12 protein-coding genes are annotated in these 13,444 nt (G+C 67.4%); 8 read left to right on the forward strand and 4 right to left on the reverse strand.

Annotation, left to right across the window (positions count from 1 at the left end):
• Window position 1 precedes the first annotated feature (1 nt).
• Together ABQ137_RS13395 and ABQ137_RS13400 are read right to left on the reverse strand one after the other, a co-directional pair.
• Window positions 2-520 (reverse strand): hypothetical protein, encoded by a 519-nt coding sequence (locus ABQ137_RS13395; RefSeq protein ID WP_349782979.1) that lies wholly within the window; start codon window positions 518-520, stop codon window positions 2-4.
• Between the two features lie 66 nt (window positions 521-586).
• Entirely contained in the window at window positions 587-2,092 is a 1,506-nt protein-coding gene (locus ABQ137_RS13400) for a helicase HerA-like domain-containing protein (protein ID WP_349782823.1), read from the reverse strand.
• A 284-nt stretch (window positions 2,093-2,376) separates the two neighbouring features.
• On the opposite strand from ABQ137_RS13400, the gene ABQ137_RS13405 reads away from it, so the two are divergent.
• Entirely contained in the window at window positions 2,377-3,960 is a 1,584-nt protein-coding gene (locus ABQ137_RS13405) for a transglycosylase SLT domain-containing protein (RefSeq protein WP_104554077.1), read from the forward strand.
• Between the two features lie 635 nt (window positions 3,961-4,595).
• Here the strand turns inward: ABQ137_RS13405 and asd are convergent.
• Both asd and ABQ137_RS13415 read right to left on the reverse strand, forming a co-directional pair.
• On the reverse strand, window positions 4,596-5,444 hold the full coding sequence (gene asd, locus ABQ137_RS13410; protein ID WP_154832269.1) for an archaetidylserine decarboxylase: 849 nt from the start codon (window positions 5,442-5,444) through the stop codon (window positions 4,596-4,598).
• Window positions 5,441-6,091: an SCO family protein gene (locus ABQ137_RS13415; RefSeq protein WP_054592520.1), complete on the reverse strand. Its 651-nt coding sequence runs from the start codon at window positions 6,089-6,091 to the stop codon at window positions 5,441-5,443. Before ABQ137_RS13415 ends, asd begins: the two co-directional genes overlap by 4 nt.
• A gap of 80 nt (window positions 6,092-6,171) precedes the next feature.
• Between ABQ137_RS13415 and prmB the strand changes: the two genes are divergently transcribed.
• The 7 genes from prmB to ABQ137_RS13450 all read left to right on the forward strand — a co-directional run bounded on the left by prmB (window position 6,172) and on the right by ABQ137_RS13450 (window position 13,424).
• The gene (gene prmB, locus ABQ137_RS13420; protein WP_016903701.1) at window positions 6,172-7,098 is read left to right on the forward strand and encodes a 50S ribosomal protein L3 N(5)-glutamine methyltransferase; all 927 of its coding nucleotides are present in this window, start codon (window positions 6,172-6,174) and stop codon (window positions 7,096-7,098) included.
• The gene (locus ABQ137_RS13425; RefSeq protein WP_167709159.1) at window positions 7,088-7,576 is read left to right on the forward strand and encodes a hypothetical protein; all 489 of its coding nucleotides are present in this window, start codon (window positions 7,088-7,090) and stop codon (window positions 7,574-7,576) included. Before prmB ends, ABQ137_RS13425 begins: the two co-directional genes overlap by 11 nt.
• Window positions 7,566-8,669 (forward strand): chorismate synthase, encoded by a 1,104-nt coding sequence (gene aroC / locus ABQ137_RS13430; RefSeq protein WP_039522212.1) that lies wholly within the window; start codon window positions 7,566-7,568, stop codon window positions 8,667-8,669. Before ABQ137_RS13425 ends, aroC begins: the two co-directional genes overlap by 11 nt.
• Entirely contained in the window at window positions 8,662-9,738 is a 1,077-nt protein-coding gene (locus ABQ137_RS13435) for a 2-hydroxyacid dehydrogenase (protein WP_065032461.1), read from the forward strand. Before aroC ends, ABQ137_RS13435 begins: the two co-directional genes overlap by 8 nt.
• A gap of 86 nt (window positions 9,739-9,824) precedes the next feature.
• On the forward strand, window positions 9,825-10,850 hold the full coding sequence (locus ABQ137_RS13440) for an aspartate-semialdehyde dehydrogenase (RefSeq protein ID WP_024939553.1): 1,026 nt from the start codon (window positions 9,825-9,827) through the stop codon (window positions 10,848-10,850).
• Window positions 10,851-11,070: 220 nt separating this feature from the next.
• Window positions 11,071-13,041 carry a motility hub landmark protein FimV gene (locus ABQ137_RS13445; protein WP_349782829.1) on the forward strand — a complete coding sequence of 657 codons (1,971 nt, stop codon included), beginning with the start codon at window positions 11,071-11,073 and terminating at the stop codon, window positions 13,039-13,041.
• Window positions 13,038-13,424 carry a VOC family protein gene (locus tag ABQ137_RS13450; protein ID WP_349782830.1) on the forward strand — a complete coding sequence of 129 codons (387 nt, stop codon included), beginning with the start codon at window positions 13,038-13,040 and terminating at the stop codon, window positions 13,422-13,424. The genes ABQ137_RS13445 and ABQ137_RS13450 overlap by 4 nt, the downstream gene beginning before the upstream one ends.
• The last annotated feature ends 20 nt before the right edge of the window (window positions 13,425-13,444 follow it).

Here is a 13,444-nt window from a genome sequence, read left to right on the forward strand (position 1 = left end):
CTCAATGCACGCGCCTCAGGAACTTGTCCTGGTATTCGGATGCTCCGCCGCTCTGACAGCTTCCGCCATCCTGGGATAGGAACTCAGCAACACCGGGTTTGGGGTTGTCAGTTTCATCAATCCGGAATCCGTAGAGCGGAGAGGGATAGGAAAAGCGTGGGTCGGGCTCTGCTTGCAAGATCAAGCAGCTGCCCGCGATCTCATCCACCCACCACGTACTACGCAAGGTCACTGTCTGTCTGTGATGTTTTTTAGGATCTTGTCCAGACAGACAGGTGTACTTCAACGTATAGCGATGACTTTTCTGATCCTTGACGGCGGCTTCCAGCCACAAGTCAGCGTGTGCACTTGCGCATTCAGGGTGTTCGCCCTCTATCTGCAAGAGGCCTGAGTAATGGCCGGCGAGAAGGTGCTGGCTGCGCAATGGCCACTTGATTGGGCCATAGCCAGGATCGTGGTAGTCGTAGTTGGGGTTGCGTGTTTTTTCCTGTGCTCCGCAAGTTGCAGTCAGAACAAGCATGGCAATCCCACAAAGATGCATCCATATCTTGCCCATAGTGTTCGTCCCTGTGGTTATTCGTTTTACTCAACGCTTCCCACCAAAAATACTGCCGAAGATGCCGCGCACGATCTGCTGGCCGATCTTGTTGCCCACCGTGCGCGAGGTCTGCTTGGCCATCGCTTCGAGCATGCCCTGGCGGCGGCCGGTGCCGAACACCGCGTCCTTGACCGCCTTGCCGAAGCCGCTGTCGTGCGCATCGTCTTCTTCGCGCGTGCGTGCCGGCGGTGCGGCGTTGTGTTCGGCGACCTGTTCGACGCGGCGTGCCAGCAGCTCGGCAGCCGATTCGCGGTTGATCGCGGTGTCGTAGCGGGTGCCGACCGGGCTGGCCGCGCGCACCTGCGCGCGTTCGGTCTCGCTGATGGCGCCCATGCGGCAGCGTGGCGGGGCGATGAGCGTTTGCTGCACCGGTGCCGGCACCCCCTTGCCTTGCAGCGGCGACACCAGCGCCTCGCCGGTGCCCAGGCTGGAGATCGCCGTGGCCACATCGAGCTTGGGATTGGCCACGAAGGTCTGCGCCGCAGTCTTGACCGCCTTCTGGTCGCGCGGGGTGAACGCGCGCAGGGCATGCTGCACGCGGTTGCCGAGCTGGCCGAGGATGTTGTCCGGAATGTCGTCGGGAAACTGCGAGCAGAAATACACGCCCACGCCCTTGGAGCGGATCAGCCGGACCACCTGTTCGATCCGCTGCACCAGCGCGGCGGGTGCGTCGTCGAACAGCAGATGCGCTTCGTCGAACACGAACACCAGCTTGGGTTGTTCCAGGTCGCCCACCTCGGGCAGACGCTCGAACAGTTCCGACAGCAGCCATAGCAGGAAGGTGGAATACAGCTTCGGCTTTAGCACCAGTTGATTGGCCGCCAGGATGCCGATCACACCACGGCCGTCCGCAGACACGCGCATCAGGTCGGCCAGCTCCAGCGCCGGCTCGCCGAAGAAGTGCTCGCCACCGTCCTGCGCCAGCCGCAGCAGGGCGCGCTGGATCGCGGCCACCGACTGGCTGGAGACCAGCCCGTAACTGGTGGACAGCTCCTTGCGTTCTTCCACCACCAATCCAAGCAGCGCGCGCAGGTCGTCCAGGTCCAGCAACAGCAGGCCACGGTCGTCGGCCAGCTTGAAGACGATGTCGAGCACGCCGGACTGGGTGTCGTTGAGTTCCAGAATGCGCGCGAGCAGGGTGGGGCCCATCTCGCTGACGGTGGTGCGCACCGGGTGGCCGAGCTGGCCGTACAGATCCCAGAACACCACCGGGCTGGCGGCCGGCGCGTAATCGGTGATGCCGATCTCCGTGGCGCGCTGCAGCACGCCGGCGGCGCCGTCGCCTGCCACTGCCAGGCCGGCGACATCGCCTTTCACGTCGGCCAGGAACACCGGGACACCCATGCGCGAGAAGCCTTCGGCCAGGGTCATCAAGGTCACGGTCTTGCCGGTACCGGTGGCGCCGGCCACCAGTCCGTGGCGATTGCCGAAGCGCCCTTCCAGCACGACCGGGATGTCGTCGGTGACGCCTTTGCCGAGCAGGAACGAGGCCATAGCGCAGATCCGGTGGGAAACGCCGGATTCTAGCGGGCAATCCGGCCGCGCAGACCGGGCGGGGCTTGACCCCGGATTTCGACCGCGCTGTCCGGCTGCCGGCGGCCGACAGGCGGTGCAATGACGCAGCCGGTGTGCCAGCCGCTTGCCGCCGTTCCCCAAGGCGTTCCAGGCCCGCTGCGCCACTGCCAAGCTAACGGCCCACTGACCCTGCCGGCCCCGCCGCCTTGCCCCGGTGTCGCCCCGGCGGCTACCCTGCCTGCCTTTCCGCTGTACTGCCTACGATGCCGCTCGCTCATTTTGGTTTGCGCCCATGGCCGGTTCTGGTCGTGGTGGCGCTGATGTCTGTCGTCCCCGCTGCCCACGCCATTTCCAAACGCGACACGGAGAAGGCCGCCGTGCTCGATGCCCGCATGGCCGCCGCCGAAAAGCGTTACCGCGATGCGCTGGTGCTGGTGAACAACTCCGACCCCAAGGGCACCGCCGAAGGCGATGCCGCGCTGGAGGACATGGAAGACGTCATCGACGCCTGCATCAAGCAGCGCGGCTGCCTGGTCGCCAATCAGCTGGCCACCTACAAGCGCCTGCTGAAGGCGCGCGCCGATGCCGAAGCGCCGGCCGCCGAAGATCCGCAGGACGACGACACCCTGCTGCAGGCCGACCCGGACCACCTCGGCCCGGCGGCGAACGGCGTGCCCGAGGCGGCGCGTGCGGCCACGCTGCTCAACGACCAGCGCCACGATTTCGACAAGATGGTGCAGTACAACCCTGCCGTGCAGGCCGGCATCCGCCGCTGGCTGACCGACATGCGCCCGGCGCTGCTGACCAGCTACGAGAACTACAGCAACCTGCGCGGGGTGATGTGGCCGGAATGGCAGAAGCGCGGCCTGCCCGAGGCGCTGCTGTTCGGCATCATGGCCAAGGAATCCAACGGCAAGGTGCACGCCAGCTCGCGTGCCGGCGCGGCCGGGTTGATGCAGTTCATGCCGGCCACCGGGCGCCGTTTCGGGCTGGGCCCGGATGGCACCGGCTTCGACACGCGCTTTGATGCACGCAGCGCCGCCGAAGCCAGCGCTGCCTACCTCAACGAGCGCATGGCCGGGCTCAACCGCAACATCGAACTGGCGCTGGCCGCCTACAACGGCGGCGAAGGCCGTGCCGCGCGCGTGTTCTCGCAGAGCGGCGGGCGCGGGTTCTGGGAGCAGGATGTCTACAACCAGTTCCCGGCCGAAACCAAGGACTACGTGCCGATGGTGATCGCTGCGGCATGGATCTTCCTGCACCCGCGCCAGTACGGTGTGGACTTCGCCAAGCTCGACGCGCAGCCGGCCACGCTGAAGCTGGCCAAGTCGACCACCATCTACGAACTCACCATCTGCCTGGGCAGCATGGGCACGCGCGACGGTTACATGCGTGCGTTGCGCAACCTCAACCCGCGCTATGAATCCGATGGCTGGATCCCGGCCGGTACCGTCATCAACGCCACCAACCGCATCGTCAGCCTGTACACGCGCTACTGCGTCAACGGCCCGCGCGCGGACCTGGCGCGCACGCTGATCACCGCCGATCTCAACAGCGCGATCGTGCGCAGCAGCAGCGCCCCCGAGTACGTGCCCAGCGTGGCGGTGGGCGATGTCAGCCCGATGGCCGGCGTGCCGACCACCGTGGCTACCGGCCAGCCGGCGATTGCCAAGCCCAAGGCCAGGCAGGCGCGCAGCTACACCATCGCCAGGGGCGACACGCTCGGCCGCGTCGCACAGAAGTATCAGTGCGAGATCAAGGAGCTGGCCAAGGCCAATGGCCTGAAGGCGCCGTCGTATGCGCTCAAGCCAGGGCAGAGCATCAAGCTGGCCGGCTGCGATCGCTGAGTAGCGCTTGCAGTACCGCGTGCGTTAGAGCATCGGCCAGCTGCTTCGGCAAGCTGCGCCGGGCCGCGCTCCGTTAGAAGCGGTAGGCCGCCCCGTAGGAGCGGACCTGGCCGCGACGAAGCAGTCCGGGTAGTTCCGGCACAGGCAAGGCAGTTCCGAAGCGGGGGCTGGAGGCAGAAAGGCCCAAGCCCCCCAGCCTCACTGCGCATGCCACGTCGCGGTCGGGCCCGCTCCTACGCCCGCATCGTCTTGTTGGGAGCCTGAGTGGGCATCGGTCTTGTAGCGAGCTGGTCTGGCGGCGATGACACCGTCGCGGCGGCGTTTTCGTCGCAGACCCATGCTCCTGCATCGGAGTAGGCCATCGAATTGATCAGCGGAGATCGTCGGCCAGCGTAGGCAGGCGCACCGCATCGGGGCACTGCGCCGGGCTGCGCCGTGGTAGGAGCGGACCTGGCCGCGACGAAGCAGTCCGGGTAGTTCCAACGTAGGCGAGAACGCTCTACATCGAAGACTGGGAGGGCGACATGCGCCTGCGCATTGAACGTCGTCGAGGAGGCCTGTCGCGGTCAGGCCCGCTCCTACGAGGGCGTCGCTGTTGCATCACCGAAGCGAACATCGCAGGCGCGCGGCGGTGATCAGCCCATCTGGCGACGGGCGAGCGCTTGCCCCAGGCGCACCGATGTCTCCGCGGCAAGTCCGCCATCGAGCTTTGCGACACCGGGCGGCAGCAGCACGATCACGGTCGAGCCGTAATTGAAGCGCGCCATCTCCGCAAACCGCTCCAGCACGATGCCCTTGCCGCGATAGTCCTTGCGCGTGATGCGGTCGCCGTAGCGCGGGATCTCCACGCCGCTCCACACCGTTTCCACGCCCGACACCAGCAGCGCGCCCACCATCACCGAGACCATCGGGCCGAAGTCGGTGTCGAAGTGGCAGACCAGGCGCTCGTTGCGTGCGAACAGCCGCGGCACATTGCGCACCGCATCCGGGCCGACGCTGAACAGGCGGCCGGGTACGTGCACAGTCTCGCGCAGGGTGCCGGTCCACGGCATATGCACGCGGTGGTAGTCCTTGGGCGAGAGGTAGACGGTGGCGAACAGGCCGTCGTTGAACGGCTGCGCCGCTTCGGCGTCGCCGAGCAATTCGGCGGCAGTGAACGACTGCCCCTTGGCCTGGAAAATGCGGCCGTTCTCGATCGGGCCGAGCTGGCTGATGCGGCCGTCGGCGGGCATCAGCAGCGCCGCAGGATCGGCGTCGGGCACGCGTGCGCCCGGCTTCAAGGCGCGGGTGAAGAATGCATTGAAGGTGGGATAGGCACGCGGGTCCGGTTCCAGTGCCTCGCCCAGGTCCACGCCGAACTTGCGCGTGACCGTGTCGATCAACCATTGCTTGGTGGACGGCGTATCGGAATAGGCCAGCGCGCGCGCCAGCGAGGACAGCAACCGGTGCGGCAGCACGTAGGTCAGGGAAGTGACGAGACTCACGGAGCGGTTACCTTGGTCAGTTGCTGGAGGTCGGCGGCGATCGCCTTGGGGTCGAGCGGGGGACGAATCAGCCCGGCCAGGCGGCCCTGCGGGTCGAGCACGGCGATGCCGGCCGAGTGATCCATGCTGTAGTCGTTGGGATTGTCCGCAAAGCCCTTGCCCGGCACTTTCTGGAACACAAAGCCCAGCGCGGTGGCGAAGCGCTGCAGCGCCGGCACCTCGGCGGTGGCGGCCAGGGTGTCCTTGTGGAAGGCATGCGCATACTCGCCCAGGCGCGCCGGCGGGTCGCGCTGCGGGTCCACCGACACGAACAGCACGCGCGGGCGCAGGCCATCGGGGATGCTTTCCCACTGCTGCTGCGCCACCGCCAGATCGGTCAGCGTGGTCGGGCAGACGTCCGGGCAGAAGGTGAAGCCCAGGAACACCAGCGTCCAATGTCCCTGCAGCTCACCGGGTACCAGCTGGGTGCCGTCGGACTGGCGCAGGCTGAACTGCGGCAGCGTGCGTGGCTGCGGATAAAAGGTGATGGTGCGGGTGGGCGGCCAGGGCGAGCTGGGCGCGGCGCCAAGAAACTTCTGGCCCAGCAACAGCCCCAGGCCGGCGGCCAGCGCCACCAGCAGCACGATGCCGGTATTGCGATTGAACATGGCGGTTTCCAGTGCAACGGACGCTCATGATACCGATCCGACCTCTATAATCGTGGGCCGATTCCTCTTTAGTTGTTGCCATGACTGCCGCCGCGGCCGACGAACTGCACACCATCATCGACCTGATCCGCTACGGCACCAGCCGTTTCAATGCAGCCGGTCTGACCTTCGGCCATAGCTACGACAATGCGCTGGACGAGGCCACCCAACTGGTCCTGCACAGCCTGCATCTGCCGCACGATCTGGGCCCGGCCTATGGTCAGGCGCGCCTGCTGCGCTCGGAAAAGGAGCAGGTGCTGGGCCTGTTCGAGCGCCGCATCAACGAGCGCGTGCCGGCGGCGTACCTGACCGGCGAGGCCTGGTTCGCCGGGCTGAGCTTCAAGAGCGATGCGCGTGCGCTGGTGCCGCGTTCGCCGATCGCCGAGCTGATCGAGGCCGGCTTCGAACCCTGGCTGGGCGGACGCGAAGTCACCCGCGCGCTGGACCTGTGCACCGGTTCGGGCTGCATCGCGATCGCCATGGGCCACTACAACCCGCAGTGGGATGTGGACGGCGTTGACATCAGCGACGACGCGCTGGCACTGGCCGCCGAAAACAAGGCGCGCCTGCATGCCGACAATGTCACCCTGCTCAAGTCGGACCTGTTCGCCGGGCTGGGTGGCCGCCAGTACGACCTGATCGTCACCAATCCGCCGTATGTCACCAACGACGAAACCGACGCGCTGCCGCAGGAGTATTCCTACGAGCCGGAGCTGGGTCTGCGTGCGGGCGACGACGGCCTGGATCTGGTGCTGAAGATCCTGCGCGATGCGCCGCAGCATCTCAGCGAAGACGGTCTGCTGATCTGCGAAGTGGGCGAGTCCGAGCAGCACCTGATCAAGCTGCTGCCGGAAGTGGATCTGGCCTGGGTCGAGTTCAAGGTGGGGCAGATGGGCATCTTCGCGGTCGAATGCCGCGAGCTGATCGCGCACGGCGCGCGCATCGCCGAGCTGGCCAGTGCGCGCTGAGTCGTCCATCGCGCGTCCGCAGCTGAGCGATCTGCTGTTGCTGGTGCCGGTGTCCATCTTCGGTGTCGGCATTCCGCTCAGTTTGATCGACGTGGTGTACCGCCTGTTCGACCCGATGTACGGCGGTCCCTTGCCAGAGCGCTTGTTGAGGGCGGGGGCGGAGATCGGCTTCGGCCTGATGGCGTTTTTCGGCCTGGTGTCGGCGTGGATCGTGGTGGTCAGTTCGGATGCGGCCTTGCGTGCGCATCGGCGCCGCACGCTCATTGTGGCACTCGGCCTGCTGGTCGGAACTGGCGTTGCGCTGCACCTGCTCGCCGATTGGCTGCTGAGTGGGCGCATTAAGCTGGATGTCTTTGCGCTGGTGTTCAGCGGCCTGTTGGCGGTGGCACCGATGCTGGTGGCGGCACGTCACCTGCCGCGCATCCTGCGCGCCACGCCACCTGCTGCAATGTTGAGAGGATGCCGTCATGGGCAGTAACAGTTTCGGCCGCCTGTTGACGGTCACCACCTTCGGCGAGTCGCACGGGCCGGCGATCGGCTGCGTGGTCGACGGTTGCCCGCCGGGCCTGGAGATCGCGCCGGAAGAATTCACCCACGATCTGCAGCGGCGTGCATCCGGTAAGAGCCGGCATACCTCGGCGCGCCGCGAAGCCGACGAGATCGAGATCCTGTCCGGCGTCTACGAAGGCCGCACCACCGGCACGCCGATCGGCCTGCTGATCCGCAACACCGATCAGCGTAGCAAGGACTACAGCAACATCGCCCAGCAGTTCCGTCCCGGGCACGCCGACTACACCTATTGGCAGAAGTACGGCATCCGCGATCCGCGCGGCGGCGGGCGTTCGTCCGCGCGCGAGACCACCATGCGTGTGGCCGCCGGGGTGATCGCCAAGAAGTGGCTCAAGCAGCGCTACGGCGTGCTGGTGCGCGGATTTCTATCGCAGCTGGGCGAGATCCGCCCGACCGGTTTCGACTGGAATGCGGTCGAGGACAACCCGTTTTTCTGGCCGCATGCCGAGCAGGTGCCGGAGCTGGAGACCTACATGGACGCGCTGCGCAAGTCCGGCGATTCGGTCGGCGCGCGCGTGGACGTGGTGGCCGGTGGCGTGCCCGCGGGCTGGGGCGAGCCGATCTACGGCAAGCTCGATGCCGAACTGGCCGCGGCCTTGATGAGCATCAATGCGGTCAAGGGCGTGGAGATCGGCGACGGTTTCGCCAGCGCCGCGCAGAAGGGCACCGAACACCGCGACCTGATCACCCCGGAAGGCTTTCTCAGCAATCATGCCGGCGGCATCCTGGGCGGGATTTCCACCGGCCAGGCGATCACCGCCTCGATGGTGCTCAAGCCGACCTCCAGCCTGCGCCTGCCCGGCGCGACCGTGGACGCGGACGGCGCGGTGGTCGATGTGATCACCACCGGCCGCCACGACCCCTGCGTCGGTATCCGCGCTACCCCGATCGCCGAGGCGATGATGGCGCTGGTGCTGATGGACCAGGCCTTGCGTCATCGCGCCCAGTGCGGCGATGTGGGCGAGGTGGCGCCACGCATTCCCGGTCAGGCCGATGTCTGAGTCGCCCCGCGCCAAGGTGTGGGTCAGCCAGCCGCTGTTCGACGATGTCGTCGCGCAGTTGGGCGAGCATTTCGAGCTGACCACCACTGCGCGCGTCACCGCGTATTCGCCGGCCGAGCTGGCTGCGCGGCTGGCGTCGCTGGACGGTGCGCTGATCACCCTCAACGAGCGTATCGGCGCGGCGGAAATCGCCTCTGCACCGCAACTGCGCGCGATCGCCAACGTCGGCGTGGGCTACAACAACCTGGATCTGGATGCGCTCAGCGCAGCCGGCATCCTGGCCAGCAACACCCCGGATGTACTGACCGAGACCACCGCCGATCTCGGCTTTGCCTTGCTGATGGCCACCGCGCGCCGCATCACCGAAGCCGAGCGCTGGCTGCGCGACGGGCAGTGGGGGCAGTGGTCGTTCAAGACCATGCTCGGTGCCGATCTCCACGGCAGCACGCTGGGCATCCTGGGCATGGGCCGGATCGGGCAGGGCATCGCCCGCCGCGGCGCGCATGGCTTCGGCATGCGCGTGCTGTACCACAACCGCAGCCAGCTGCCGGCCACCACCGAACAGGCGCTCGGCGCGCAGTACGTGGACCTCGACACGTTGCTGGCGCAGTCCGATCACCTGGTGCTGGTGCTGCCGTACACCAAGGACTCGCACCACATCATCGATGCCGCGGCGCTGGGCAAGATGCGCCCCACCGCCACGCTGGTGAATATCGCGCGCGGCGGCCTGGTCGATGAAATCGCGCTGGCCGATGCGCTCGCCAACGGGCGCCTGGCCGGTGCCGGCCTGGATGTCTACGAAGGCGAGCCGTCCGTCCGTCCCGAGCTGCTGGCCCTGCGCAACGTCGTGCTCACCCCGCATATCGGCAGCGCCAGCCTGGCCACGCGCCGCGCGATGGTGCAGCTGGCGGTGGACAACCTGATTGCCGCGCTGGGCAAAGGCGCCAATGCCGGCCATCCGCCGAGCGCGCTGAATGCCGATGCGGTGGCTGCTGCCAAACAGGGCGGCGCGCGCGCTGGCGAAGCGACCAGCACCGGCGCCGGCAAAACCGTCACGACCAAACGATAGGGAACCTCCGCGGCCAGCTTTGGAGGTTCCCCGAACCCACTGCGCAAGCGTATTCCCCACTTTCCTTATTCGATAAAGACAATCTCATGAGCAACGAAAACCGTCGTTTCAACGTCGCGGTCGTGGGCGCCACCGGCGCTGTCGGCGAGACCATGCTGAGCATCCTGGCCGAGCGCAACTTCCCGGTCGCCACCCTGTACGCGCTGGCCTCGGCGCGCTCGGCCGGCGGGCAGGTGGAGTTCAATGGCGGCAAGGTCGATGTGCTGGACCTGGCCGACTTCGATCCCGCCGGCGTGGACATCGCGCTGTTCTCCGCAGGCGGCAGCGTGTCCAAGGAGTACGGCCCCAAGTTCGCCGCCGCCGGCGCGGTGGTGATCGATAATTCCTCCGCGTTCCGCTACGACGACGACGTGCCGCTGGTGGTGTCGGAGGTCAATCCCGAAGCGCTGAAGCAGCGCCCGCGCGGCATCGTTGCCAACCCCAATTGCTCGACCATGCAGATGCTGGTCGCGCTCGGCCCGATCCACCGCAAGTACGGCATCGAGCGCATCAATGTGGCGACCTACCAGTCGGTCTCCGGCGGCGGGCGTTCGGCGATGGAAGAGCTGGGCAAGCAGACCAGCGAGCTGCTGAGCTTCCAGCAGATCGACCCGCAGCGTTTCCCGGTGCAGATCGCCTTCAACCTGATTCCGCACATCGACGACTTCCAGGACAACGGCTACACCAAGGAAGAGATGAAGCTGGTCTGGGAGACGCGCAAGATCCTGGGCGACGACTCCATCCAGGTGAATCCCACCGCGGTGCGCGTGCCGGTGTTCTACGGTCACTCTGAAGCAGTGGCGATCGAAACCCGCGACAAGATCAGCGTCGAAGACGCGCGCGCGCTGCTGGCCGCATCGCCTGGCGTGGAAGTGGTGGACGAGCGCAAGCCTGGCGGCTACCCGACGCCGGTCACGCATGCTTCCGGCAAGGACGCGGTGTTCGTCGGCCGTATCCGTGAGGACCTGTCGCATCCGCGCGGCCTGAATCTGTGGATCGTCTCGGACAACATCCGCAAGGGCGCCGCGCTCAACGCCGTGCAGCTGGCCGAGCTGGTCGCACAGGAAGGTTGATCGCCGTAGTCCCGTAGGAGCGCGCTGGCGCGCGATGAAGCTCTCCCAGTGAAGCCTCATCGCGCACAAGTGCGCTCCTACCACTGCACTGTCGATGGCCTACAGCATGCATGTCGCATCGCGGCATCGCGGCGGCATCTGCGCTCTGCGTCGGGTCGCCGACTTTTTCGCTCATGCAGCGGCTATATTGATGCCCATGAAACATAGGGGCGGGGGCGCGATGCGTCCGATACAAGGGATAGGTGCGCTGCTGCTGATGGCCTGCAGTGGCGCTGCCATGGCGTTGGGCTTGGGCGATATCCGGGTGCTGTCCAGGCCCGGGCAGCCATTGGTGGCCGAGATCCCGGTCATCTCCAACGAGCCGGGCGAACTCGACAACGCACGCGTGGCGCTGGCATCGGCCACCACGTTTGCACGGGTCGGCCTGGAGCGCCCGCAGGGCCTGGTCAGCAACCTGCAGTTCCAGTTCGCGCAGGACGCGCGCGGGCGTGCGGTGATCCGTGTGACCAGCAGCCAGGCAGTGGAGCAGCCGGCGATCAACTTCCTGATCGAGGTGGAGTGGGGTCAGGGCCGGCTGGTGCGCGAGTATTCCGCACTGGTCGATGCGCCCAACACCGCCGCGGCGATCGCCGAGCCAGGCATCGAGGCGCCGCGCGCCGGGGCCAGCAATGCCATCGCACGCGCGCCGGCCGCCGCGCCCGCAACCGCCGCCGAACGCGCCGGACAGGCCGCCGACGCGGCGGCGCCTGGCGCACGTTCCAGCACGCGCGCTGCCGCGCCGGTGCCGGCCGGCGATGCGTTGCCGGCGGTGCGCTCGGGCCAGACCTTGTCGGAGATCGCGGCCGCAGTGGCCCGTTCCAGCGGGCATTCGCTCGACCAGACCATGCTGGCGCTGCTGCGTACCAACCCGGACGCCTTCATCGGCGGCAACATCAACCGATTGAAGCAGGGCGCAGTGCTGCGCACCCCGCAGGAGGATGCGCTGGCGCAGGTCGGCGCCGCCGAAGCGGCGGTGATGGTGCGCGAGCAGGCCGCGCAGTGGCGGCAGGCGCGCTCGGCGATTCCACAGCCGGCCGAGGCCGGCGCTGCGGCCGCAACGCCCGCGCCTGCCGCAGCGGCGGCATCGGCGGGTGCCGGCGCGCGGCTCGAGATCGCCCCTGCAGTGGCGAGTCAGACCAACACCGCCGGCGCCACGTCCGGCACCAGTGCCGAAGGCGAGGGCGACATGGCGGCCAACCAACAGTTGCAACAGGCCAGGGAAGACATCGCCACCCGCGATGCGGAATTACAGGATCTGCGCACCCGCGTGGCCGATCTGGAAAAGCTCAAGCAGCAACAGCAGGCCTTGATCGCCATGAAGGACACCGACCTGGCGGCCGCGCAGAAGCGGCTGTCGGAGACGCCGGCTGCGGCACAGCAGGGCAGCGGGTTCCCGCTGTGGCTGATCGGTGGCCTGGTGTTGATCGTCGCGGCGGTCGTCGCCTGGCTGGCGGCGCGCCGGCGCAAACCCTCGCCGCTGCCGCCGTTGCCGCGGCGTCAGTTCGATTTCGTGCCGGTCGGTGCCGCGGCAGACGCCGCCGAACCGCAGGACGATACGCAGGCCACCGTGCCCAGCGAGCACGATGTGCTGCACGACCCCGAATTCGAACAAGCCGATCTGCGCGAAGAAGAACGCGCCTACCAGACGCAGCAACCGCTGTCCGATGTGCTGCGCCGCGAGCCGCTGCTGTCCGAGCCTGCCGCCGCGCCGCCGGTGGTCGCCAGCGAGGACTGGCGCTCGCTGCGCGCAACGCCGCCAGCGCCTCCGGTAGAGCAGCCGGCGTTCGTTGCGCCCGAGGACGCGGTGCCGGAGCCGCCAAGGTCCGCGCTCGCGCAGCCGGAAGACGGCAAGCCGCCGCACGGTGACGTTGCACACGCCAGCAGCGATTTGCCGCCGGGCATGCCGTCCGCGTCGGTCGCCACACAGGACCGCCTGGATATCGATCCGGCCCCCATCGCCCCCGCCGCTGCGCCCAGCCCGGTGAACAGCAGGGAATTCGTCTCGGCAGGGCGCGATCGTCTGGAGCTGGCCGTGGCCTACATGGACCTTGGCGACAGGGACACTGCACGCGGCCTGCTGCTGGAGGTCGCGGCAACCGGCGACGAGGCCAGCCGCGCCGAGGCCGCCGAACTGCTGGAACGCCTGGCATGAGTCCGGCGCTGGACAGCATGGCCGCCGCACGCGAGCGCCGCATCGATTACGTGGAATTCGCCTCGCTCGATCTGGAGGCCAGCCGCGCCTTTTTCGAAGCCGTATTCGGCTGGCAGTTTCAGGCCTATGGCCCGGATTATCTGGCCTTCAACGACGGTCGTCTGGACGGCGGTTTCTATCGCGCCACCGCGGTAGCGCCGGGAGACGCTGGCCCATTGGTCGTGCTGTATGCCGACGCGCTGGAGCCCATGGCCGAGCGCGTTCGCGCGGCCGGTGGCGAGATCGTCAAGCCGGTATTCGGCTTTCCCGGCGGCAGCCGCTTTCATTTCCGCGAGCCGGGCGGTAACACGCTGGCAGTGTGGTCCGAGCGCACGGTCGGCTAGTCCGCGCGCTCCATCGATTC

This window comes from Xanthomonas sp. WHRI 8393 (genome assembly GCF_040203315.1).
In the GTDB taxonomy this organism is placed as follows: domain Bacteria; phylum Pseudomonadota; class Gammaproteobacteria; order Xanthomonadales; family Xanthomonadaceae; genus Xanthomonas; species Xanthomonas arboricola.

Coding starts and splice junctions, on each gene's coding strand:
- ABQ137_RS13395 (WP_349782979.1), bottom strand. CDS start 520: ATGCTTGTTCTGACTGCAACTTGCGGAGCACAGGAAAAAACACGCAAC.
- ABQ137_RS13400 (WP_349782823.1), bottom strand. CDS start 2,092: ATGGCCTCGTTCCTGCTCGGCAAAGGCGTCACCGACGACATCCCGGTC.
- ABQ137_RS13405 (WP_104554077.1), top strand. CDS start 2,377: ATGCCGCTCGCTCATTTTGGTTTGCGCCCATGGCCGGTTCTGGTCGTG.
- ABQ137_RS13415 (WP_054592520.1), bottom strand. CDS start 6,091: ATGTTCAATCGCAATACCGGCATCGTGCTGCTGGTGGCGCTGGCCGCC.
- prmB (WP_016903701.1), top strand. CDS start 6,172: ATGACTGCCGCCGCGGCCGACGAACTGCACACCATCATCGACCTGATC.
- aroC (WP_039522212.1), top strand. CDS start 7,566: ATGGGCAGTAACAGTTTCGGCCGCCTGTTGACGGTCACCACCTTCGGC.
- ABQ137_RS13435 (WP_065032461.1), top strand. CDS start 8,662: ATGTCTGAGTCGCCCCGCGCCAAGGTGTGGGTCAGCCAGCCGCTGTTC.
- ABQ137_RS13440 (WP_024939553.1), top strand. CDS start 9,825: ATGAGCAACGAAAACCGTCGTTTCAACGTCGCGGTCGTGGGCGCCACC.
- ABQ137_RS13445 (WP_349782829.1), top strand. CDS start 11,071: ATGCGTCCGATACAAGGGATAGGTGCGCTGCTGCTGATGGCCTGCAGT.
- ABQ137_RS13450 (WP_349782830.1), top strand. CDS start 13,038: ATGAGTCCGGCGCTGGACAGCATGGCCGCCGCACGCGAGCGCCGCATC.